The 21,823-nt window shown below is 58.7% G+C and carries 21 protein-coding genes and 1 riboswitch; of the genes, 12 read left to right on the top strand and 9 right to left on the bottom strand.

Annotated features, from left to right (window positions below; all coding sequences use genetic code 11):
* Nucleotides 1–31 precede the first annotated feature (31 nt).
* Nucleotides 32–736, top strand: coding sequence for a GntR family transcriptional regulator (locus tag AC2FFD_RS21395; RefSeq protein WP_496874083.1), 705 nt, complete (start codon nt 32–34; stop codon nt 734–736).
* Complete coding sequence (locus tag AC2FFD_RS21390) at nt 733–1,449, top strand: aspartate/glutamate racemase family protein (RefSeq protein WP_496874082.1); 717 nt, start codon at nt 733–735, stop codon at nt 1,447–1,449. The genes AC2FFD_RS21395 and AC2FFD_RS21390 overlap by 4 nt, the downstream gene beginning before the upstream one ends.
* 46 nt (nt 1,450–1,495) lie before the next feature.
* Here AC2FFD_RS21390 and AC2FFD_RS21385 read toward each other — a convergent pair whose 3' ends face one another.
* The 4 genes from AC2FFD_RS21385 to AC2FFD_RS21370 form a co-directional block, all read right to left on the bottom strand.
* Entirely contained in the window at nt 1,496–2,134 is a 639-nt protein-coding gene (locus AC2FFD_RS21385) for a nucleoside/nucleotide kinase family protein (protein ID WP_496874081.1), read from the bottom strand.
* Nucleotides 2,131–2,907: an ATP-binding cassette domain-containing protein gene (locus AC2FFD_RS21380; RefSeq protein WP_170347457.1), complete on the bottom strand. Its 777-nt coding sequence runs from the start codon at nt 2,905–2,907 to the stop codon at nt 2,131–2,133. The genes AC2FFD_RS21385 and AC2FFD_RS21380 overlap by 4 nt, the downstream gene beginning before the upstream one ends.
* On the bottom strand, nt 2,907–3,980 hold the full coding sequence (locus AC2FFD_RS21375; RefSeq protein WP_425080291.1) for an ABC transporter permease: 1,074 nt from the start codon (nt 3,978–3,980) through the stop codon (nt 2,907–2,909). Before AC2FFD_RS21375 ends, AC2FFD_RS21380 begins: the two co-directional genes overlap by 1 nt.
* A 108-nt stretch (nt 3,981–4,088) precedes the next feature.
* A complete protein-coding gene (locus AC2FFD_RS21370; RefSeq protein WP_496874080.1) occupies nt 4,089–5,108 on the bottom strand; it encodes a sugar ABC transporter substrate-binding protein in 1,020 nt (339 codons plus the stop codon).
* Nucleotides 5,109–5,360: 252 nt separating this feature from the next.
* Between AC2FFD_RS21370 and AC2FFD_RS21365 the strand changes: the two genes are divergently transcribed.
* The 6 genes from AC2FFD_RS21365 (at nt 5,361) to AC2FFD_RS21340 (ending at nt 10,340) form a co-directional block, all read left to right on the top strand.
* Nucleotides 5,361–6,485, top strand: a complete 1,125-nt coding sequence (locus tag AC2FFD_RS21365; protein WP_496874093.1) for an ROK family transcriptional regulator — start codon at nt 5,361–5,363, stop codon at nt 6,483–6,485.
* A gap of 123 nt (nt 6,486–6,608) precedes the next feature.
* Nucleotides 6,609–6,807: riboswitch (cobalamin riboswitch) on the top strand.
* A gap of 131 nt (nt 6,808–6,938) precedes the next feature.
* Nucleotides 6,939–7,724: a DUF4198 domain-containing protein gene (locus AC2FFD_RS21360; protein WP_496758880.1), complete on the top strand. Its 786-nt coding sequence runs from the start codon at nt 6,939–6,941 to the stop codon at nt 7,722–7,724.
* Nucleotides 7,725–7,730: 6 nt separating this feature from the next.
* Nucleotides 7,731–8,342 (top strand): cobalt transporter CbiM, encoded by a 612-nt coding sequence (cbiM, locus tag AC2FFD_RS21355; RefSeq protein WP_170347453.1) that lies wholly within the window; start codon nt 7,731–7,733, stop codon nt 8,340–8,342.
* Complete coding sequence (locus AC2FFD_RS21350; protein WP_170347452.1) at nt 8,339–8,914, top strand: NikL family nickel/cobalt ECF transporter subunit; 576 nt, start codon at nt 8,339–8,341, stop codon at nt 8,912–8,914. Before cbiM ends, AC2FFD_RS21350 begins: the two co-directional genes overlap by 4 nt.
* The gene (gene cbiQ / locus AC2FFD_RS21345; RefSeq protein ID WP_496874079.1) at nt 8,914–9,693 is read left to right on the top strand and encodes a cobalt ECF transporter T component CbiQ; all 780 of its coding nucleotides are present in this window, start codon (nt 8,914–8,916) and stop codon (nt 9,691–9,693) included. Before AC2FFD_RS21350 ends, cbiQ begins: the two co-directional genes overlap by 1 nt.
* Entirely contained in the window at nt 9,690–10,340 is a 651-nt protein-coding gene (locus AC2FFD_RS21340; RefSeq protein ID WP_480686128.1) for an energy-coupling factor ABC transporter ATP-binding protein, read from the top strand. Before cbiQ ends, AC2FFD_RS21340 begins: the two co-directional genes overlap by 4 nt.
* A gap of 104 nt (nt 10,341–10,444) precedes the next feature.
* Here the strand turns inward: AC2FFD_RS21340 and AC2FFD_RS21335 are convergent, their stop codons facing one another.
* The 5 genes from AC2FFD_RS21335 to AC2FFD_RS21315 form a co-directional block, all read right to left on the bottom strand.
* Nucleotides 10,445–10,657, bottom strand: coding sequence for a hypothetical protein (locus tag AC2FFD_RS21335; protein WP_496874078.1), 213 nt, complete (start codon nt 10,655–10,657; stop codon nt 10,445–10,447).
* Between the two features lie 76 nt (nt 10,658–10,733).
* Nucleotides 10,734–11,732 carry a hypothetical protein gene (locus AC2FFD_RS21330; protein WP_496874077.1) on the bottom strand — a complete coding sequence of 333 codons (999 nt, stop codon included), beginning with the start codon at nt 11,730–11,732 and terminating at the stop codon, nt 10,734–10,736.
* Complete coding sequence (locus AC2FFD_RS21325; RefSeq protein ID WP_257601328.1) at nt 11,725–15,438, bottom strand: hypothetical protein; 3,714 nt, start codon at nt 15,436–15,438, stop codon at nt 11,725–11,727. Before AC2FFD_RS21325 ends, AC2FFD_RS21330 begins: the two co-directional genes overlap by 8 nt.
* A gap of 178 nt (nt 15,439–15,616) precedes the next feature.
* Nucleotides 15,617–16,462 carry a Rossmann-like and DUF2520 domain-containing protein gene (locus tag AC2FFD_RS21320; protein WP_496874076.1) on the bottom strand — a complete coding sequence of 282 codons (846 nt, stop codon included), beginning with the start codon at nt 16,460–16,462 and terminating at the stop codon, nt 15,617–15,619.
* Nucleotides 16,463–16,484: 22 nt separating this feature from the next.
* Entirely contained in the window at nt 16,485–17,114 is a 630-nt protein-coding gene (locus tag AC2FFD_RS21315) for a response regulator transcription factor (RefSeq protein ID WP_254439985.1), read from the bottom strand.
* Between the two features lie 219 nt (nt 17,115–17,333).
* Here AC2FFD_RS21315 and AC2FFD_RS21310 point away from each other — a divergent pair, with 219 nt between their 5' ends.
* From AC2FFD_RS21310 to AC2FFD_RS21295, 4 genes are read left to right on the top strand one after another with little or no spacing between them, the layout of a single operon-like run.
* Entirely contained in the window at nt 17,334–18,575 is a 1,242-nt protein-coding gene (locus tag AC2FFD_RS21310; RefSeq protein WP_496874075.1) for a pyridoxal-phosphate-dependent aminotransferase family protein, read from the top strand.
* A gap of 15 nt (nt 18,576–18,590) precedes the next feature.
* Nucleotides 18,591–19,787: a malate--CoA ligase subunit beta gene (locus AC2FFD_RS21305; protein WP_170347444.1), complete on the top strand. Its 1,197-nt coding sequence runs from the start codon at nt 18,591–18,593 to the stop codon at nt 19,785–19,787.
* Complete coding sequence (sucD, locus tag AC2FFD_RS21300) at nt 19,787–20,674, top strand: succinate--CoA ligase subunit alpha (RefSeq protein WP_257601332.1); 888 nt, start codon at nt 19,787–19,789, stop codon at nt 20,672–20,674. Before AC2FFD_RS21305 ends, sucD begins: the two co-directional genes overlap by 1 nt.
* A complete protein-coding gene (locus tag AC2FFD_RS21295; RefSeq protein WP_496874074.1) occupies nt 20,674–21,645 on the top strand; it encodes a 2-hydroxyacid dehydrogenase in 972 nt (323 codons plus the stop codon). Before sucD ends, AC2FFD_RS21295 begins: the two co-directional genes overlap by 1 nt.
* Nucleotides 21,646–21,823: the final 178 nt, after the last annotated feature.

The raw sequence follows: 21,823 nt of genomic DNA, 5'->3' as shown, positions 1-21,823 counted from the left end.
CCTGTGAATCAACGAAAGAAAGGCAGGGTTTATGGCGGGTCCACGCGTCGATGATATCTATGATCAGGTCAAAGCCATGGCGGTGTCCTTCCGCCTGCGCCCCGGTGACCGCCTGAACGAGGTCGCGCTGTCCAGGGACCTGGGCGTCAGCCGTACGCCGTTGCGTGAAGCGTTGAATCGTCTGGTCGCCGAACGGCTGTTCGATTTCCGCCCGGGGCAAGGGTTCTTTTGTCGTCCCTTGGATGCGCAAAGCGTGTTCGACCTTTTCGAGCTGCGCCAGATCATCGAATCCGCGGCGGCCCGAACAGCCTGCGCCAGGGCGACGGATGAAGACCTGCAAATGCTGCATGATGAACTTTACGAAACGGGCATCGACATCACCGGCCTGACGATCGAAGAGGCAGTGACCCGGGACGAAGCGTTCCATCTGGGGATCGCAAAACTGTCAGGGAACATGGAGTTGTTGCATACTCTGACGCGGATCAACGAGCGTATCCGCTATATCCGCTGGATTTCCATGAGCATGGACCGGGTGCAGAAGTCCAAGGACGAACATAAACACGTCATGCAGGCCCTTCTGGATCGGGATGCTGATGAGGCGGCCCGGGTTCTGGCGGCTCATATCACGAAACGAATGGATCAGGTTCAGGACGCAGTGCGCCACGGGATTACCAGCATCTACATGGAAGGGGCCGAAGACATCTCGACCCGCATTATCGAGGAGGCGCAGGGATGATCGCGCAGGGCGGCAAATCCATTTATGGCGCATCGGTGGGAATCCTCATGCTGGATGCGCAATTCCCAAGAATTCCCGGTGACATGGGCAATGCTCAGACATGGCCGTTTCCGGTGCTGTACCGCGTCGTCCGGGATGCCTCGCCTGATCGGGTGGTCCGGCATCGGGCCGAAGGTATGCTCGGGGTCTTCATCGACGCCGCGCAAGAGCTGGTCAAAGACGGCGCGGATGGCATAACAACCAATTGCGGGTTCTTGTCCCTGTTCCAAAAGGAACTGGCCGAGGCCGTTCCGGTTCCCGTCGTCACCTCGTCCTTGATGCAGGTCGAAATGGTGAATCGTATCCTTCCCAAGGGTAAGCGCGCGGGCATTCTGACCATTTCGGCATCCACCCTGACCAGTGATCATCTTCAGGCCGCCAATGTCCCCTTGGACACGCCAATCGGCACAACCGAGGGTGGGCGGGAATTCACCCGCGCAATTCTTGGCAATGAACCGCATCTGAATGTTCAGAAAGCCCGGGAGGACAATGTCGAGGCCGCAATCGCATTGGCCTCGGACCACCCCGAACTTGGGGCAATAGTTCTGGAGTGCACGAATATGTGCCCCTATGCGCCGGATATTCAGCAGGCGACCGGGCTGCCGGTGTTTTCAATCGTGTCTTTCGTGGCTTGGTTCCAGGCCGGTCTTGTTCCGCCGGTGTACCGGAGCTGACCTCTGGCCTTTCATCAAGACGGATTGTATTGGCCGAAGGCAAAGCTCAAGCCAGTGTCAGATCACCGGGTATCGAATTTCGGATCACGCGCTCTGCATTCGGCAGATCGTTCGACTGCGCACGGTCCTTGGCGGCATTGGCGTCCAGACCGTGGCCGATCCATCTGTTGGTCAGGCGGGATTCGAGTGTTTTCAGATCAGTGTCCAAAAACACCTTGAATGTCCACAGTTGGTGAAGGTCCGACCAACCCGATTCATTCAAGAGAAGGTAATTGCCCTCAACCAGAACAACGCGCTGATCCGCCGTGATCATGGATCGCGCGGCAATGGCCAGATCGAGATTTCGGTCAAACTCGGGTATTGCGACTTCTTCTTCCGCACGCAATCGACCAAGCAGCGCATGAAAGCCGGCACGGTCAAAGGTTTCGGGGGATCCCTTGCGGTTCAGCAGGCCACGATCCTTCAAGATCACGTTGTCATAATGGAAGCCGTCCATGAAGACCAGTCCGGTTGCGACGCCGCGTAGATTCAGCTCTTTGGTCGCAAGGCTGGCCGCAGTCGTTTTCCCCGATCCCGGTGGCCCGGCAATTGCGACAAGATGACGGTCTTGCAGCGGAGGCAAAGCCTGAACGGCATCCGCGATCCTGGTTGCAAGCGCTTCGGGGGTGGCACGTGTATTCGTCACGCGGCCTGATCCTCGGCGGGCGGTTCCTTGGCACCGGTCATGAACGCCACAGCGTCGGACATCGTGTAATCCTTGGGATCAACGACGCAGAGGCGTTTGCCAAGCCGGTGCACGTGAATTCGATCGGCGACCTCAAAAACATGTGGCATATTGTGGCTGATCAGGATGATCGGAATGCCCCGCGATTTCACGTCGAGGATCAGTTCAAGAACGCGACGGCTTTCCTTCACACCCAGTGCGGCCGTTGGCTCGTCCAGGATGATGACTTTTGATCCGAACGCCGCGGCACGCGCCACGGCAACACCCTGACGCTGACCCCCGGACAGAGTTTCAACGGCTTGATTGATGTTCTGGATCGTCATCAGACCCAGTTCGCTCAGCTTGTCGCGGGCGAATTTCTCCATCGCCGGACGGTCGAGCATTCGGAGCCATGATCCCAACGGCCCTTTGCGCCGGATTTCGCGCCCCATGAAGATGTTGTCCGCAATCGACAGGGCGGGGGACATCGCAAGCGTCTGGTAGACCGTTTCGATACCGGCTTCGCGCGCGTCAATCGGCGAGTGGAAATTCACTTTGCGGCCTTCCAGCCAAACATCACCTTCATCCGGCACCACCGCGCCCGATATCGCCTTGATCAGTGTTGACTTGCCTGCGCCGTTGTCGCCGATCACGGCCAGAATCTCGCCCGGCATCAGATCGAAATCGCACTGATCCAGCGCCGTTACCTTGCCGTAGCGCTTCACAAGGTTCCGTCCTTTGAGAATAGGTTCCATCAGGCTGCCACCTTTCTGATCCACTGGTCGACCGCGACCGCTGCGATGATAAGGATGCCGATCAACAGGAACGTCCATTGCGCATCAGCGCCCAGCAATCGAAGCCCAAGCGTGAAGACCCCGACGATCAACGCTCCGAACAATGATCCGAGAATGGACCCGCGGCCACCGAACAGGGATATGCCCCCGATCACGACCGCCGTTATGCTTTCAATATTGGCCAACTGGCCAGAGGTCGGAGACACGGACCCGATCCGACCAATCAGAGCCCAACCCGCGAAGGCGCAGATCAGCCCGGACAGCATGTAAACCGACATCAGCGTGCGATGCACATTGACACCGGACAGCTCGGCAGCTTCCGGATCATCACCGACCGCATAGACATGCCTTCCCCAGGCGGTATGACGAAGCGCATAGGAAAGAACGAGGATAAGCACCAGCATGAAGATCACGCCGACGGTGAATACTGCCCCGCCGACGTTGAACTTGGCACCGAACAGTTGCAGGATGCTGGCATGTTCCTCGATCTCCTGTGACCGGATCGTTTCGTTCTGAGAATAAAGGAAATTTGCCGCGAGAACGATTTGCCACATGCCAAGCGTCACGATGAACGGTGGCAGTTTGATGCGGCTGACAAGATAACCGTTCACCGCGCCGATTGCTGTGCCAACGAAAAGGCCGCAAATGATCGCGACCGATGGCGGCAGCCCATATCGGAAGGTGAACTGTCCCATGACAACCGACGACATCACCATGATTGCCCCGACGCTGAGGTCGATACCGGCGGTCAAGATGACGAGGCTTTGCGCCGCCGCCACGATCCCGACGATCTGGACCTGCTGCAAAATCAGGGTCAGCGCAAATGGCGAGAAAAACTTGGAGCCCAACAAGACACCGAAAATGACGATGGCAGCGACAAGAACGATCAGCGGCACCAGAGAGGGGTTCACATGCAGAAAGTGCTGAACCGTTCCGACAAACCCGCGGTGGTGATCGTCAAATTCGGCAACCTGTTCCGGGCTGCCTTTCGCAGCGGCTTCGAAGTCGTCTGATCGTCGTGAAGTATCGGACATGAATGTTCCCCCAAAGCGTCAGGTCACTGACGACTTTAGCAAGTTTTCGGGCGAATGGGTGGTTTGAAAAGCGGAAGGCCGCCCTCTGCGGCCCTCCGGGTGGTCAGGTCATCCCCAGCAGAGGTCCATGCCTTCTTTGACCGAGATCGACTCGACGCCTTCGGCAGGCTTGTCCGTTACAAGCGCCACGCCGGTGTCAAAGAAATCCTTGCCGGGTGTGTTTTCTGGTTTCACGCCTTCGTCCGCCCATTTCTTGACGGCCTCAACCCCCAGCGATGCCATCAACAGCGGGTATTGCTGTGACGTCGCGCCGATAACACCGTCGGCAACGTTTTGGACGCCCGGGCAGCCTCCGTCCACGGAAACGATGAGCACGTCATTTTCGCGCCCGATGGCTTTCAGCGCTTCATAAGCGCCTGCCGCCGCAGGTTCGTTGATGGTGTGAACAACGTTGATCGTCGGATCCTTGGCCAGAAGGTTTTCCATCGCGCGGCGACCACCTTCTTCGTTGCCGGCGGTGACATCACTCCCGACCAGACGGGGGTCATCTTCATCGCCGATCACGTTCGGGTCCGCCAGATCGATGCCGAAGCCTTGCAGGAAACCCTGATTGCGCAGCACATCCACTGTCGGCTGGCTGACGGCAAGATCCAGTGTCGCGATTTTGGCGTCGTTGGCCGTGTCGCCCAGCGTGGCTTTTGCCCATTGTCCAATCAGCAGCCCGGCCAGGAAATTGTCCGTGGCAAACGTCGCGTCGGCCGAGTCAATGGGTTCCAGCGGCGTATCTAGAGCAATAACCAGAACACCTGCATCCCGCGCCTGCTTCACTGCCGGAACGATGGATGAAGTGTCCGAAGCCGTCAGCAGAATGCCCTTGGCGCCGTCCAGAATGCAGGTCTCAATGGCTTGCACCTGCGTTTCATGGTCGCCGTCAACTTTGCCAGCAAAGGCTTTGAGCGTCATTCCCAGCTCTTCCGCCTTCGCTGTCGCGCCTTCCTTCATTTTGACAAAGAACGGGTTGGTGTCTGTCTTGGTGATCAGGCAAACGGTTTCACCTTCCGCCATTGCACTGCCAGCCATGGCAGTAACCCCGAGCGCAGCTGCACCCGCAAGTTTTGCAAGTTTCATCGATTATCCTCCCAGTTTTTCCTATGCCGAGTAGGGCACGAGGGCGATCAGGCAAAAACCCTGATCCCATAAGAAACAATCACAAGAATCGAAATTTGAGTCAATAAATAAATCACTCTTAATTATTATTGACAGGGCGGGCGGGCTTTCCCATTCTTCAGCAGGAAAGGGGTGGTCGTGCCGGAAAATTCATCACGGAAAAACTCGATTGGTTCACAGGGGTCAGTGGTGCGCGGAACCAATCAAAGCGGCATGCGGGCCCGCAACGAACGGCTGGTGTTGTCGCTTGTCCGACGTCATCAGGCCCTTGCGAAGTCCGAACTCGCGCGCATGACGGGACTGTCGGCACAAACGGTTTCCGTCATCATGCGTCAATTGGAAAAGGATGGGTTGCTTCTGCGCGGTGAACCGGTCCGCGGGAAAGTCGGGCAACCTTCCGTTCCCATGCGTCTCAACCCGGATGGTGCGTTTTTCTTTGGGCTCAAGGTCGGGCGCCGCAGTACCGAGCTGGTTTTGACTGACTTTGTGGGAAACGTACGGCAACGCAAGCGGCGAACCTATGACTATCCAACGCCGAAAGCCACTTTGGAGTTTTCCACGCAGAGTCTGGGCAAAATGATGTCATCCATGTCGCCCGAGGCCAAAGGCAGGATTGCGGGTCTTGGAATTGCCATGCCTTTCTACCTGTGGGACTGGGCCCAGGCCCTTCAGGTTCCTCAGGAAGAAATGGACCCGTGGCGCGTATCAGACCTGAAGGCTGACCTGGCTGGTCGCCTCGATATGCCGGTTTTTCTGCAAAATGACGCAACGGCGGCTTGTGGTGCGGAACTGGTATTCGGTCCGGCCGATGGACCAAGGGATTTTCTGTACTTCTATATCGGGTTTTTCATTGGCGGCGGTGTGGTTCTCAATGGCGCGATCTTTTCGGGGCGTGGAAACTCGGGGGCGATCGGCCCCCTGCCTGTGCCGGATGGTACGGGCGGTGTCAGGCCGCTTATCGACGTGGCCAGCCTTTATGTGCTCGAGCGTGCGATCACGACAGCAGGGGCGACCTCGCAGTCTTTATGGGAAACGACCGAACGTTGGGATGTGCCAAATGTTCAACTGGAAAACTGGTTGAAACGGACGGCGAGCGGGATTGCCCATGCGATTGTCTCATCCTGTAGCCTGATAGATTTCGAATGCGTGAAGATTGACGGCTGGATGCCGCAGGAAATCAAGGCGAGTTTGGTTGAAATGGTCGAAGACAAACTGTCCAAGCTGAACCTGACCGGTCTTGAGCGCCCCGTGGTGCTGGAAGGGACCGTGGGCCCGGAAGCACGCTCACTGGGTGCGGCAAGCCTGCCGTTGTCGGAAAGGTATCTTTCAGAAGCTTAGGCATGAAATCATCCTGCTGCCTGGGATTTTTCACGAAGTCGATTTACCCGCCCGAACTGCCGAATTCAGCTTTTTTCGACGGCCACGGCACATTTTCGTTGACCGAGGGCTGAGTTGTCTGGCAAGCCGCTCGGCATGTCCGGTTCCGGGGCTTGCTCTGGAATCAATAGGGAATGCGGTGCGGGCTCAGGCCCAATTCCGCAACTGCACCCGCAACTGTAAGCGGCGAGCAGGGCTGAAACGCCACTGGGGTTTGCCCGGGAAGGCCAGTCCAACGCTTTGACCCGCAAGTCAGGATACCTGCCGGACATGTGCCCTCTAATGGGCACTCCTAATCGGCGACGGGATGTGCGTCGGACCAGGATGCCTGAAAGGGTAATTTGGCGTCGAATGTCCTGTGGTCAAAACGAATTTCGCGCCGGGATTGGCGCGACGGGACAAGGACGACTGTTCATGAAAACGCTGCTCAGTGCAGCCGCTGCCGTGATGGCACTTCCTGCCATGGCAAATGCGCATTTCCTTTTGGAATACACCACCGACACCATGATCGAGAAACCGGGTGACGTGCCGGTCAAGCTGATTTTCTGGCATCCGTTCGAAAACGGCCATGTCATGGATCTGGAAAAGCCGCAGGAATTCTATGTGATCCACAACGGTGAAAAGACCGATTTGCTGGATACGCTGGAACCTATCCGGTTCACCGGCGGGCAAAACGAGGGCGCGGCGTTCAAAGGCAGTGTCCCGGTCAAACGGTCGGGTGACTATGTGCTGGTGACGGTTCCTCAGCCTTACTATGAAGAATCCGAAGACATCTATATCCAACAGCTCACCAAAGCCTTCCTGAACCGCAACGAATTACCGACCGACTGGATGAATCCCGTGGGTCTGCCGACCGAGATTGTCCCGCTGAACAAGCCGACCAACATCATCGCGGGTTCAACCTTCACGGGCCGTGTGCTGGCTGATGGTCAGCCGGTTGCGGGGGCCGAGATCGAGATCGAATACATGGCCGCCGAACCCGACATGGACAGCGCGGCCGCTTCTGCACCGAAAGTGTCCCCTATGCCGGGTGGTGCGGTGGTCGCCATATCTGACGACAACGGGTATTTTTCGTTCGGCGTTCCAAAAGCCGGCTACTGGGGTTTCGCAGCACTTGGATCCGGTCCGGCAACCGAACATGAGGGCAAAGAACTCAGCCAGGATGCGGTGATCTGGATTCGCGCCTGGGATCTGGAGTAACCCCGAATGCACATCGTCGACGGAGCCCTTTCCAACCCGGTTGTTGTTGGCGGCGCCATAGCGGCCGCGGGTGGGATCGCCATGGGTCTCAGGTCTCTGGATCTTGATCGCATCCCCACTGCCGGTGTGTTGTCAGCCAGTTTCTTCGTAGCATCGTTGATCCACGTACCCATTGGTCCGTCGTCGGTCCATTTGATCCTCAACGGCATGGCCGGGCTGCTGCTTGGTTGGGCCGCATTCCCGGCTTTGTTCGTCGGGCTTTTGTTACAGGCGGTCTTTTTCGGCTTTGGCGGGTTGACGGTGCTGGGGATCAACACCGTCAATATCGCCCTGCCCGCGGTGGTGGCCGGAATGCTGTTCGGTCGTCTGATCGCGCGCGGGACACCTTTGCATGGTGCGATTTGGGGTGGTGTCGGCGGCGCATTTGCAATTGCGGCGACAACCGGCATGGTCGCGATTTCCCTGGCGCTGTCGGGGGATGAGTTCCTGCCCGCTGCCAAGCTTGTTTTCTTCGCCCATATTCCAGTCATGGCCATCGAGGCGATTTTGACCGGGTTCGCCGTCTTGTTGGCGCGCAAGGTCAAGCCCGAACTGTTTTTCAGAGGAGCAACCACATGAAGCATCTGGTTGTCATACTGGCTGTGTGCTGTGCGCCCGTGCCTGCCTTGGCGCACAAGGTCATAGCCGGCGTTTTCGAGTCGGGAGACGTGATCGAGGGCGAGATCGGCTTTTCCAACGGTGATATGGCAAGCGGGACCGAGGTCATTGTCACCGGCCCGGACGGGGCCGAGCTGGGTCGATCGGTCACGGATGCGGACGGTTTCTTTGTCTACACGCCGACCTCGGCCGTGGCGCACACCTTCTTTGCCGACCTTGGCGCCGGGCATGTGGCCGAAGTCACGATGTCTGCCGAAGATGTCGCGCGGGTCATGGGCGTTGCCGTGGCAGAAACCGGAGACTCGTCTTCGGCTGCTTTGACACCGGCCAGCGGTTCGGCGGCTTCTCTCAGCGTCGAAGAACAGCAGGTTATCGCCAAAGCCGTGCGTGATGAATTGCGCCCGCTCAGGCGCGAGATTGCGGCCTATCGCGAACAGAATGACCTGCAAACCATCCTTGGCGGGATCGGGTACATCGTTGGTCTGTTCGGTCTGGGCTTTTACATGGCGGCCCGCCGCAAGCTGGCGTCCTGATGGCACACGTTCTGGGGCACCAAGAAAAAACACTGACCGAAGCCGGTGACGGGCCGGACGGTCTGATCAGCCAGCTGGATCCCCGGATGCGTATCGTCATGGCGGTTGCTTTTGCTGTCGTGACCGTGGCGCTGTCATCCCTCGGCGCGCTTTGCGTGGCGTTGACAGTGTCGCTTTCGCTTCTGATAGTTTCCCGTCTGCCGTGGCGAAAGACGTTGAAGCGAATGGCCATGATGGATGGGTTCATCCTGTTCATGCTGGTCCTGCTGCCCTTTTCCATGCCCGGAGCCCCGATGTTCACGCTTTGGGGATTCCCCGCAAGCTGGCAGGGTTTCTGGAAAGCGGTCGAGATTGCTTTGACCGCCAATGCCGTGATCCTGTCCCTGATGGTTTTGGTCGGCACGATGGAGCCGGTCACTCTGGGTCACGCCTTGCATCGTCTGCGTTGCCCGGAAAAGCTGGTTTACCTGCTGATGTTCACGATCCGGTATATCGAGGTGTTGCGGGAAGAATACCTGCGCTTGCGCGCGGCCATGAAGGTGCGCGGTTTTCGGCCAGCAACAAACTGGCACACATATCGCAGCTTTGGCTACCTTGTGGGCATGATGCTTGTGCGCGCGATCGAAAGATCGGAACGCATCCTGGCCGCGATGAAGTGCCGGGGGTTTTCCGGGCGTATGCCGTTGCTTCAGGAATTTGCCCTGACCCGCGCGGACATTGTGTTTGCGGCTGGTTTCAGCGGTCTCTGCCTGGGTCTGATCATTCTGGAATTCGCATGACACTGATCGCGCTAGAAGACATCTGTTTTTCCTACCCCGGCCAGCCACCCGTTCTGGACGGGGCCAGCCTGAGCCTGAATGCCGGGCAGCGCCTGTCTCTGACGGGTCCGAACGGTGCGGGAAAATCGACGCTCCTGCGCATCACGCTTGGGTTGCAGCGCCCGAGTTCTGGCACCGTCACCGTTTTTGGTCAGAAACGCGTGGAAGAGGCCGATTTCCACGAAGTGCGCCGCCGGGTGGGGCTTGTATTTCAGGATGCGGACGATCAGCTGTTCTGCCCGACCGTCGCCGAAGACATCGCCTTTGGGCCGCTCAATCTGGGCAAGACCCGTGACGAAGCGCTTGCCATTGTCGACAAAGTTCTGGGCGATCTGGACCTGATACACCTGAAGAACCGCATCACACACAAATTGTCAGGCGGTGAAAAACGGCTGGTGACACTGGCGACGGTTCTGGCGATGGATCCCGAAGTGCTGTTGCTGGACGAACCGACGAATGCGCTGGATACGAAAAACGAAGCGCGCCTGCTGGAAATCCTGCGCGCGTTGCCACAGGCGATTCTGCTTGTCAGTCATTCGCCGGCGTTCCGCTTGGAACTGGCGCCCGATGAACTGGATCTTCGCGACGGGAAGCTGGTGCCGGTCTGACCTGTTCTCGTGGCAACCGGACATGGTGGTTTCAGAAATGCAATCACACCGCCTGAGCCTGGCCATGAATCCGACAGCAAGCCCAGTGCGTCGTCAGGCCTTGGCTATGTGCGCCTGCGGCTCATCAGCCCATATTTGACCGCCCATGCCCGAAAGGATCCGCGTCTGCGTCTGACCTGTTTCACAGGTTGCTTGGATTGCGCACCGCCTTTGCGGTTGAATTCAAACACGTCGATTATCCGCTCGGCACAGCCACAGGCTTCGCCCATGCCGACTTTGGCGAAATAGAATTTCTCGAAACGTTCCGGGTTTTGCATGGCTGACCTCCTGAATGCATTGAACCTCATGAAGGGTGCTCTGCCAAATCACTTTCCTGCATTTCAGGCAGCCGCGCTATGGCGCGGCGAACTCGTTTCCTGTCCAGACATTGTCCAGTTGATTGAAGACCGGTGAGGTGATGAGCATTTCAGCGGAATAAAGCAGTTGCAGCTCATCCGCAAACCGCGTGACGCCCGGCACAAGCCCGGTGATATTGCGCCATTCAGCCCAGGTTCCGGGATTTGACAGGCTGGTCGGATTGCCGGGATCAGCGGGCTGGTGCCACCCGGCGGCGTTCAGCAGCGGCGTGAGCGCAAAGCGCGCATCATTGCTGTCGACCTCGGTACAGGCAGTGGCATCGCATTCCCAACTGGTCCAGTCCGCCGCCGCGATGGTTCCGGCAATCGGAGCGGCAGCGTCGATGACCCGAACCAATACCTCGAAACCGCCACCAGCAGTCGGGCGGCTGAGCGACAGGGGATCGGTTGCCACGGCGTGCAAAGCCGCAGTTGGCGCCAGGCTGAGTGTTCGGCCGATCAGAGCCAGCTGCGCAGAGCCGTCTGTTGCGGGAGCAGACCCCGCAGCAGGCAGGGTTCTGACAGGTGTCAAAATCGGAACCGCGCCACCACGGATCGTGATTTCCTGCACCGCATTGTCAAAGGCCGGAACAAAGTCGCTGCGGATCGTATAGGTCAACGGGAAGCTGGGTTGTTGTGGCCCCGCAGGTCGGGCGCCATCACGGGTGACAAAGGACAGCGGTGGAACGGCACCGGGCTGTGGCAGCGAAATCTGCGGCCCCGCTATGCCCAGAGCGGCTGCGATCATGCGCGCGCGCTGTTCGGCCTCTCCATACTCGCTCAGCAGATTTATGTAGCCGCCGATCTCGGTGATATTGCGCGGCGCAGGGATGCGGGATGGGGCAATGTCGCCTGCGATGGCAAGCCTGTGGGCAATCACTTCTCGGGCGCGCTGTATCGCCGGAGAATTGGTGGTTTCGAGAATATTGATGATGGCCTCGGCAAGGCTTTCATCGATGCCGGGTTCGGCGGTTGCATTCGTGCTGGTGTCACTCATCGTCGTCCTCCGCAGGGGCGCTCAGGCCATTGAGGAAATCCAGAACGGATTGGCTGCCGGCCTTGGTTGCGCTGCCGTCATCCGCATCCGTATTGGCTTTGGTAAAGGCCCCGAAAAGCTTGGCCAGAAGCAACGTGTTGGAGGGATTGGCCAGAGCGGCGGCACCGCCGGGGAAATCCTTGAACAGGTTTTGCGTGAAGGCCGCCCGGTTGCCATCCGGTTGCCCGCCGATCAGCGCAGAAACTCCCGAGGCGTTCTTGGCGATATCCTCAAACCCCTTGATCTTTGCGGCATTGTCGGCAGCTGACTTTTTCTTTTCGGCAGCTTGTTTCTTGGCTTCTTCCTCTTTGCGGGCCGCGGCGATCTCCTGGCCCTTGCCGGCAAGCTCAGTGGCCTTGCCGACAAGCTCTTTGGTCAGATCCGTCGCCGTGTCTATGGCCTTGTCCCGACCGGCGGCGACCGATTGCGTTTCAAGGGCCAGTTGCGCCTGCAACTCTTTCAGTCCCGTCAGATCGGTTCCCGCCCGTGCAAGATCAGGCGCGGCCTTGAGGATCTCGGCCAGTTGCGAAGTGGGCACGGCCTGGCCTGTGCCGATGTCGCCCCCTGCGATGGTAAGCGTGTTCGAAGGTTGATTGGCCGGCAGGTCCGATGGCGCACGGGTGCCAAAGATTGCATCACTGTCCGCGGGCAGGACCGGCGTGTCACCAACTGGGGGTGGCGTCGGGCTGTCCTGCCAGTTCCAGAAGCGGCGATGGTCGATCATCTCGCAGGAATTGCAGCGGCCCAGAACGGCCTCGCCCAACAGCCCCCGGGTCGGCAGCGAGATCGTGCGGCGCGGTGGCCGGAAGTCTTCCCGATGGAAGGCCAGCAGACTGTCCTGAATGTCGCCGGTCCGCATCTCCATTCTGTCGGCCAGATCGGGCGGGATTGAGAAGGGCATGATCATCGCATTGCCATAGAACCCCAGCACCTTGTTCTGGACCGTGCTGAGCAGCGATATTTCGCTTGAGGCGTCATCCAACCCGCCATCCGGCACGCCAATCGTGAAACGTTCCAGCAGGATGGCCCGTTCTTCATCCGTCATACTGGCCCAGATCACGCGGGAATAGCGAACGGTATCGGCCACGATATGCTGATACATTTCTTCGATCCGCCGCAGATCACGACGCGACAGCACGTCCGGCACTTCCTGTACGGAATAGGGCAGGGTTGCAGGCAATGCCTGGAATGTGTTGTCGTCAACGATGGTCTGTGCGTCTTCGTTCATGCGCGCTTCGAACTCGCTGATCATAGGCGCGCCGACCAGATCGTCGAAATCCGAGCCTGAAATCGTCGTGTGAAGGCTCCGGTTGATGTTGCGCGTGGCGCGATCCAGATCATCGGCATCTTCCAGGTTCGAGATATGTTCCCAAATGTTGAAGATGTTGATCGGGTCGGGGCCGGTATAGAATGAATAGGCAAAAGAGCCCGTCCGCCTGCGCAACTCGACGCGGGCGATGTCCGAACGTTCGACCGAGCGGGGCAAAGCCACGGATCCGGTATAAGTCCGCCGTTTCGTTGGATCACGGCGCGCGTCAGCCAGCCGAACCAGAAGGTTTTCACGTGTCTCGGCAGGCAAGTCATGCAGGTTGTCGATATCGATCGGCGATCCGGTCAGGGGCACTGGCCCAACGCGGTCGCCATCCTGCGTGAAGATCACCGCGGATATGTCATCATTGGGCATGAAAGTGCCCTGAGCCTCGAAGCTGACGATGTCCTGAGCGACACCCGGAGCATTTTGCGGTGTCGCGTCCTTGTCCGCATAAAACTCTTCCAGCAGTTTGAGCGCGGTGCGGAACCTGCGACGGTTTCGGAACACCCGGCGGAAAACGTCTGCGTGGCGCAGGATCACTTTGTATCGATGCAGCAATCCTGAACGGTTGACATTGCCCGGCAATTGATCGCCTTGCCCCAGGCGGCGAAAGCGGATGAGCTGCATAGGAACGAAGACCACCAATTGCACCCCTTCGATCCGCGTTTCCAAGGAAAAGTCGCGCAGAACTTCGAACCATTGCATCGTCATTGCATGACAATGGTTGCGGTTGGCCACGAATTTTGTTGTCGCCGTCCGCCGATCACTTGCCGTGGCTGTGCGAACGCTGGTTCGGGCCGAACTTCGCTTGACCGAAGCGGCCCGTTCCAGCGCGGCCGAGAATGTCTCGTGCGTGTCGGACAGAAAATCGCGTGACGTGTTCTGCGTGTTGGACGAACTGCCTGACGAGTTGGAACTGGAACGCGCGCCGCTGAAACCGACCCCGCCCACTATGGCCCCGATGCCGCCGAACAAACCGCCACCAATGCCACCAGCCCCCCCGAAGCTTTTTGTGAACGCCTTGGTCGAGAAGGAGGACGTACCGCGGATCACTTCATCGAGCGCGGTTTCAAACGTACTGTTGAAGGAAGTGTCGCGTGCTTCTTCGAATTCCTGTTGTTCCTCGAAGGTCAGGCTTTCGCGTTCGCGCACGGTCAGGGTTTCGCGCTGTTCCGAAACGACGATCCGCTGTTCCTCGCCCGGGGCAAGCGGCAGGGAATAGACCAGACGCCCCAATGACATTCCGGCGTGAACGGCGGTCGAGCGCATCTTGGCGATATAGCCGAGCGCAAGGCTGGAGGCCTTTGGCACATCCTGCGGGCGCTGCTCAAGATCTTCGAAGAAATCCTCTACATCAATGGGCTCGTCGATTGGAATCCGGTCGCGAAAATCCCAGTCTCCGCCGTCATTGTTGAAAGCGTTCAAAAGTGTTTCGGCAGAAAGATTGGCCTGCGCAAATGTGCTGCCCGGGATTGTCGTGACAAAGCGATTGCCGCCAACGGGGCGGGTACGAACGATGTTTTTCGGCCCGACAAGCGGGTCGATCAGCCGATAGAGAACCGAATAACGCCGCCGGGAAACCGTGCCTCCTTCGGTTCGGTATTCCGAAGCGCAGTCACCTTCGCCCAGTACGATAGGGGCCTGCGTGCCGGTGAAGTCGGATATGTTTTCTTCCGCATCCTCGGGGTCTACCGGCAGAATATCGGCCAGCTCACCCAGGATCGAGCGCTGCAAAGGGAGGACAGTGCGATCCAGCACCACGAGACCAAGTTCGCCATCCAATGCGTCAATGCGCGGCACTGCTTCGGTCAGAGTGGTGTTCTGCCCGCGGATCCGCAATCTCAGGCCGTTTTGCGGCAGCCGCAGATTGGGCAGATCAAGGGAAAACAGGCCCCGCGCATCCGTAACGGCGGCTTTTACAGCCCAGGAAAAATCCGCGTTGTCGATACCTTCATTGGCGGTAAAGGTGGGGCGCAGCGCTTCAACGATTACCCGCTCGGCGGGGGTGCCGTCGGGATTGATCAGTTCTCCGCGCAGTTTCGGGGCAAGGGTTGGGACGACAGCGCCCAGAAATCCGTCGGCCAGATCCTTGCGAATGGTTTCAAGCTGTCGAAAGACTGCACCAGTGGCCTGCACGCGCTGATCGACCAGATCGTTGATTACCTCGGCGGACAGGTCGATACCGACACCACGGCGCAACGCCTTGAGCTTCTCGGCTTCGACGCGCCTGAGATCGTCAATGCTGTCAGCAGTAAAACCGGCCGATCCTGAGAGTTCCGCCGAGATCGTGGGATTTGGTCGAGAGGACGGAAGGGACAGCGTAATGCGCGGGGGCTCACTGCTGGAGTCGGACATGAAGTCACCTCGTTGGAAAGCGCTGCAAGAAACTGGGTGCCAGGAAAAAAACAAATCTTGAAAGTTGACCCAACGTAACATGTTTCAGGGATTCGCAAAAGAAACGCGCGGGCCCGCCTTGTCCGCGACGCGTTTCGAGCGCAGGTTCCAAAGTGCTTTCCAGCAATGGATCTGGCGATTACTTCGTGAAACCGGTTGCCTTTAGCTTCTGCGCCAGCAGGCTCATTTGCCTGTAGATTTCACCTGCGTCGCGGTGCCACGCCGCTACATCCGCGCCCTGCTGGGCAACGACCTTTTTATCCCCTCTTGCCGCTGGACCGGTCAGGGCAGCTTGCGGGCCAAGAAGGTTGACGTTTTCGACTGTGCTGCTCAACAAACCAGCGTTGAGCTTGCGGGCAGTTTCGTCCGGCACGCCCGCCTCGGCCCACGCCTCGCGGGCGATGGCCTGCAAGACAACGGCGAAGTTGTTCGAAATCACCGCGGCCGCATGATACAGGCTTTTGCTTTCAGACCGGATGGGAAAACAGGTGGCTCCCAATCCTTCCAAAAGCGGCTGAATGAACGCTGTGGCGTCTTCGTCGCCTTCCAACCCGCACAACGCCTGTTTGAATTGCGCGGCAGCGGCCTGTGGATCGGCGAAGGACAGGACGGGGTGAACGCTGGCCAGAGACCATGAGAGGCCGCGCAACGGCGCCAGTTGATCGGCGGGATAATAGCCGCTGCAATGGAACGCCACTGAAGGCTTCCCGGTTATTTCCTGGTTCTCGAAGGCCTCTTTCAATTCGTGGGCCACCGCAGAGATTTGCGTGTCGGGCACTGATATGATCCACAGGTCAGCGGGTCGCAAATCGGCATAGCTTGCTGCAACGCGCCCGGTTCTGGACAATCGGGCGGCTTCATTTGCCGACTGAAAAGACGTGCTCAGAACATCCTGGATACGGCAGCCATCAGTGCCATCCAGAAGGCGGATCAGCGTTTTGCCGACCCGCCCGGCACCGACAACGTTTATTTTGATTTCAGTCATCCGGGCTCTCTGTTCTTTTCGTCTAGTCCGCGCCACGATGGGACGAATAGAAAAACGCAATGGCTTGTGTTCTGTTTTTGACGTTCAGCTTCTCATAGATATTTGACAGGTGAAACTTGACCGTGTTGGTGGATATCTGAAGTTCCTTGGACAGTTCCCGGTTCGACATCCCCTGCGCCAAGGCCTCCAGAATGGCGCGTTCCTTGCGCGACAGGCTTTGAATCGGATCCTGTTTCATTTTCCGGACGTCGATGAACGGAAACACCATCTTACCTGCTGCCACTTCGGCACAGGTCTCAAGAAGCACGTCAACCTCGCCCGAGCGGGCAGCAAATCCAGCGGCACCCGCCTGCATGGCCAATCGCGGAACATCTCCGGAGGCATCGCCATAGATGACAAAGCGCGGTGCATCGGCCTGATCGCGCAACACTTCGATCAATTTGGCGGCGCCCAGGGCCGGAAGCGTCCAGTCCACGACGCCGACCTGAACAGGTATCCGCATCACCGTTCCCAGAAATCCTTCTGCCGTCGCCGACGTGGCAACCAGAGAGAATCGCGGATCACGTTCGAATATCTCCGACATGGCAGACAGAACCAGCGGATTGCTGTCAGCAAGCATGACGTCGATGGGTTTGCCCGATGTTTCAACCATATGATTTTGCCCTGACTTTCTAAAAAACCACCCAAAAGGATGGGGCTAATTTCGGTATACCTTGGTATTTTTACCAATACGGGTGGGTAAAACCCCATACTTTTAGACATCCAAAAGCAGTAGTAAGTTACGTTGCGCCGTTGGGCAAGCTCGCGTTTTCTGGTCGACATCTTAACACATCAGGCCGCAATGCCCGGCCAACAGCCGAGGATGCAAGCCATGACCTTTCAGATTTTCCCTCCGCTCGAAATTCCCGAGACCCTTGCCGCAGGGCCGGGGCCGGGCAACACGGATGTGCGTGTCCTGAAAGCCTTCGCCGGCGCAGGTGTCGCCGATCACATGCAGGGCGATGTCCTCAGGGGCATGATCGAATGCAAGCACATGCTGCGGAAAATCTGGGGCACTGGAAACGCTTATACATTCGCTGTCGCGGGTACCGGCTGGAGCGCTCTGGACACCATGTTCTCGGCCGTCATGCCGGGCGACAAGGTTGTGGCCTTCACCAACGGCACATTCTCGGGGATCGACGCGCTGACGCTGCGGATCAAGGCGGCAACGCCCGCCGAGCACGCGGCCAGCCCGCTTGACCCACAGGCGGCCAGCGTCACGGTCGTCGAGGTTCCACATGGCCAGCCGGTGACGGCTGAACTGGTTGAAGCCACTCTGGCCGAACACAAGCCGAAATGGGCCTTCATGGCGCATTGGGAAACCGGATCGGGCAGGGTGAACGATCTGCGCGGTTTCTCGGACGCGTGTGAACGTCATGGGGCGATGGGGCTGGTCGATGCGGTCTCGTCACTGGGTGTCGAAGACTTTTCGATCGATGACTATCCGGGTGTGGCAGGTTGGGCTTCCTGTCCGCAGAAAGGCCTGTGCTGCCTGCCGCTGACCTATGCCCCTGTCAGCTTTACCAATGCCTATATCCAGGCGCTGAAATCCACAGGTGCCTATACCTATGTGCACAATCCGATCTTCGAGGCCCGTCACTGGGGCATCGTCGATGGGCAGGACGTGGAAAAGGGCACCTACCACCGGACCCATTCCGGATATGCGGTGGCGGCGTTCCACGAGTCATTGCGCCTGACCTTGCAGGAAGGTCTGGCCAAGCGGTCGATGTCTTACCGGACGCATGAAAAGGTTCTTCGGGACGCGGTGACCGAGATGGGGTGCGAGGTCACCTCGGACATGCCCAGCCTGATCGTGCTCAACCTGCCTTCCGAGCTTTCTGGCCGCGAGATGGAACTGGTGCAGAACTGCCGCGCCCGCGGGTTTGGCATCTGGCCCACTTTGAGCGAACCGGTGCAGGTGCGCATCGGCATACTCAATCAATTGAATCGCGAGGCCGTCAGCCAGATCGTACGCCTGTTCGCCGAAGCCATTCGTGAGCTGGGCGGAGAGGTCGATCAGGACGCGATCGAAGCTCTGCTGGAAAGCCGTTACGGCACTTCGATAGCTGCGTAAACAGGAGCACATCAGATGGATATCCACGAATACCAGGCGAAAGAAGTTCTTTCGAAATTCGGCGTCGACGTGCCCGCGGGCGCGCTTGCCTACAGTCCCGAACAGGCGGCCTATCGGGCGCGCGAACTTGGGGGCGACAAATGGATTGTCAAGGCGCAGGTCCATGCGGGCGGGCGCGGCAAGGCCGGAGGGGTCAAGCTCTGCAACAGCGAAAATGAAATCTACAAGGCCTGTGATGATCTGTTCGGTCGCAAACTGGTCACGCATCAGACAGGTCCTGAAGGCAAAGGCATCTATCGTGTCTATGTCGAAGCCGCCGTGCCGATTGATCGCGAAATCTACCTTGGCTTTGTTCTGGACCGCTCCAGCCAGCGGGTGATGATCGTCGCCTCGTCCGAAGGCGGGATGGAGATCGAGGATATCTCGGCCGACCGCCCCGACAGCATTGTCAGGTCCATCGTGGAACCTGCCGTCGGGCTTCAGGAGTTTCAAGCCCGTGAAATCGCCTTCAATCTTGGGGTTGAAGCCAAACTGATCCAGCAAATGGTGCGGACGTTGCAGGGCTGTTATGCCGCCTTCAGCAATCTCGACGCCACGATGGTTGAAATCAACCCGCTGGTCATCACCGGTGATGATCGGGTGCTGGCGCTGGATGCCAAGATGAGCTTTGACGACAACGCTCTGTTCCGCCACCCCCAGATCGCCGAACTGCGCGACAAGAGCCAGGAAGACCCGCGCGAAAGCCGCGCTGCGGATCGCGGGCTGTCTTATGTCGGGCTCGACGGCAATATCGGCTGCATCGTCAATGGCGCCGGTCTGGCGATGGCCACCATGGACACGATCAAGCTGGCAGGCGGCGAGCCTGCAAATTTCCTCGACATCGGGGGGGGCGCGTCGCCTGAACGGGTGGCCAAGGCGTTCCGGCTGGTTCTGTCGGATGGCAATGTTCAGGCCATTCTGGTCAACATCTTCGCCGGTATCAACCGCTGCGACTGGGTGGCTGAAGGTGTCGTGCAGGCGTTGAAGGAACTTGACCTCGATATTCCGGTCGTCGTGCGGCTGGCCGGTACGAATGTCGAAGAAGGCCAGAAGATCCTTGCCAAATCCGGATTGCCGATCATTCGCGCCACGACGCTGATGGAGGCGGCAGAACGCGCTGTGGGCGCGTGGAAAAACGACCTTACCCAAGGCACCAAAATGAGGGTTGTGTAATGAGCATTCTTCTCGATCGTGACACGCGTGTCATCGTGCAGGGCATCACCGGGCGCATGGCGCGGTTCCACACCAAGGACATGTTGAACTATGGCACAAACGTGGTGGGTGGCGTCGTGCCCGGAAAGGGTGGGGAAACCGTCGAAGGCGTTCCGGTTTTTGACACCGTAAAACAGGCCGTCGAAGCCACCGGCGCCGATGCCAGCCTGGTCTTCGTTCCGCCCCCGTTCGCCGCGGATTCGATCATGGAGGCCGCAGATGCCGGCATCCGCTATTGCGTCTGCATCACCGACGGCATTCCGGCACAGGATATGATCCGGGTGAAGCGGTACATGTATCGCTATCCGAAAGAAAAGCGCATGGTTCTGACCGGTCCGAACTGCGCCGGCACCATCTCGCCCGGAAAGGCGTTGTTGGGCATCATGCCGGGGCATATCTATCTTCCCGGACATGTAGGGATCATCGGCCGCTCGGGGACATTGGGCTATGAGGCGGCGGCCCAGCTCAAAGAGCGCGGTCTCGGCGTTTCGACCAGTGTCGGAATCGGGGGTGACCCGATCAACGGCTCATCCTTCAAGGACATCCTTCAGCGGTTTGAAGACGACGAAGACACGCATGTCATCGCCATGATCGGTGAAATCGGAGGCCCGCAGGAGGCGGAAGCCGCCGAATATATCCGCGACCACATATCCAAACCCGTGATCGCCTATGTCGCTGGTCTGACCGCTCCGAAAGGCCGTACCATGGGGCACGCGGGTGCGATCATCTCGGCCTTCGGCGAAAGCGCCAGCGAAAAGGTCGAGATCCTGTCCGCCGCAGGTGTCACCGTGGCCGAAAACCCTGCCGTGATCGGTGAGACGATCGCCCGTGTGATGGAGGCTGCGTGATGGTCAAACCTTCGGTTCTGGTAACCCGTCGCTGGCCCGCTGCTGTCGAGGCGCAGCTGGCCGAGAACTACAACACCGTTTTGAACACCGGCGACAAACCCATGTCCCCGGCTGAAATACGGCAAGCGTTGAAATCCTATGACGCAGTGCTGCCCACCGTAACGGACACGCTGAGCGCCGAGGCACTGGATGTGCCGGGTGTGCAGACGAAGATTCTTGCCAATTACGGTGTTGGGTACAGCCATATCTGCGAGCCATCGGCACGCGAATTGGGTATGACCGTGACCAACACGCCCGATGTTTTGTCCGAATGCACCGCCGATATCGCCATGACTCTTCTGCTGATGGTTGCGCGTCGGGCGGGCGAGGGTGAACGCGAGCTGCGTTCAGGTAAGTGGACAGGATGGCGGCCCACGCATCTGGTCGGAACCAAGGTCAGCGGTAAGACACTGGGCATCATCGGATACGGCCGTATCGGACAGGAGATGGCGCGCCGTGCGCATCACGGGTTCGGCATGGACGTGCTGGTTTGCAACCGTAGCGCCGTATCGCCCGATGTTCTCGCCGAATGCAATGCGAGGCAGGTGGACACCATAGACGACCTGCTGCCGCAATGTGACTTCGTTTCACTGCACTGTCCGGGCGGCGCAGCCAACCGTCATCTGATCAATTCGCGCAGGCTTGACCTGATGAAGCCTGACGCATTTCTGATCAACACCGCACGGGGCGAAGTGATCGACGAATGGGCCCTGATCCAGGCGTTGATGTTCGACATGATCGGCGGCGCTGCATTGGATGTATTCGATGGTGAACCGCGTGTCAGCCCGGACCTGTTGCAATGCGACAACCTCGTCATGCTGCCGCATCTGGGCAGCGCGACCCGCGAAGCGCGCGAGGCGATGGGGTTTCGGGTTCTCGACAACCTGAGCGATTTCTTCGAAGGCCGCGAACCTCGGGACCGCGTGATCTGAGGCCACCTTCAAACATCACAAAATGACGTCCAACGCAGCCGTGGCTGCGTTGCGTTCCTCTATAAGGAGATATGACCAGTGAATGCACCGCATCGTTCAGACGGATTTTTCACCCAGTCCCTTGCTGATCGTGATCCCGAGCTTTTTGGCTCGATCACGTCGGAACTGGGTCGTCAGC

The sequence above is a fragment of the Ruegeria sp. YTSC002 genome (assembly GCF_059609845.1).
Note: the sequence above shows the minus strand (reverse complement) of the source record. Positions and strands in the feature narration are given on the sequence as shown.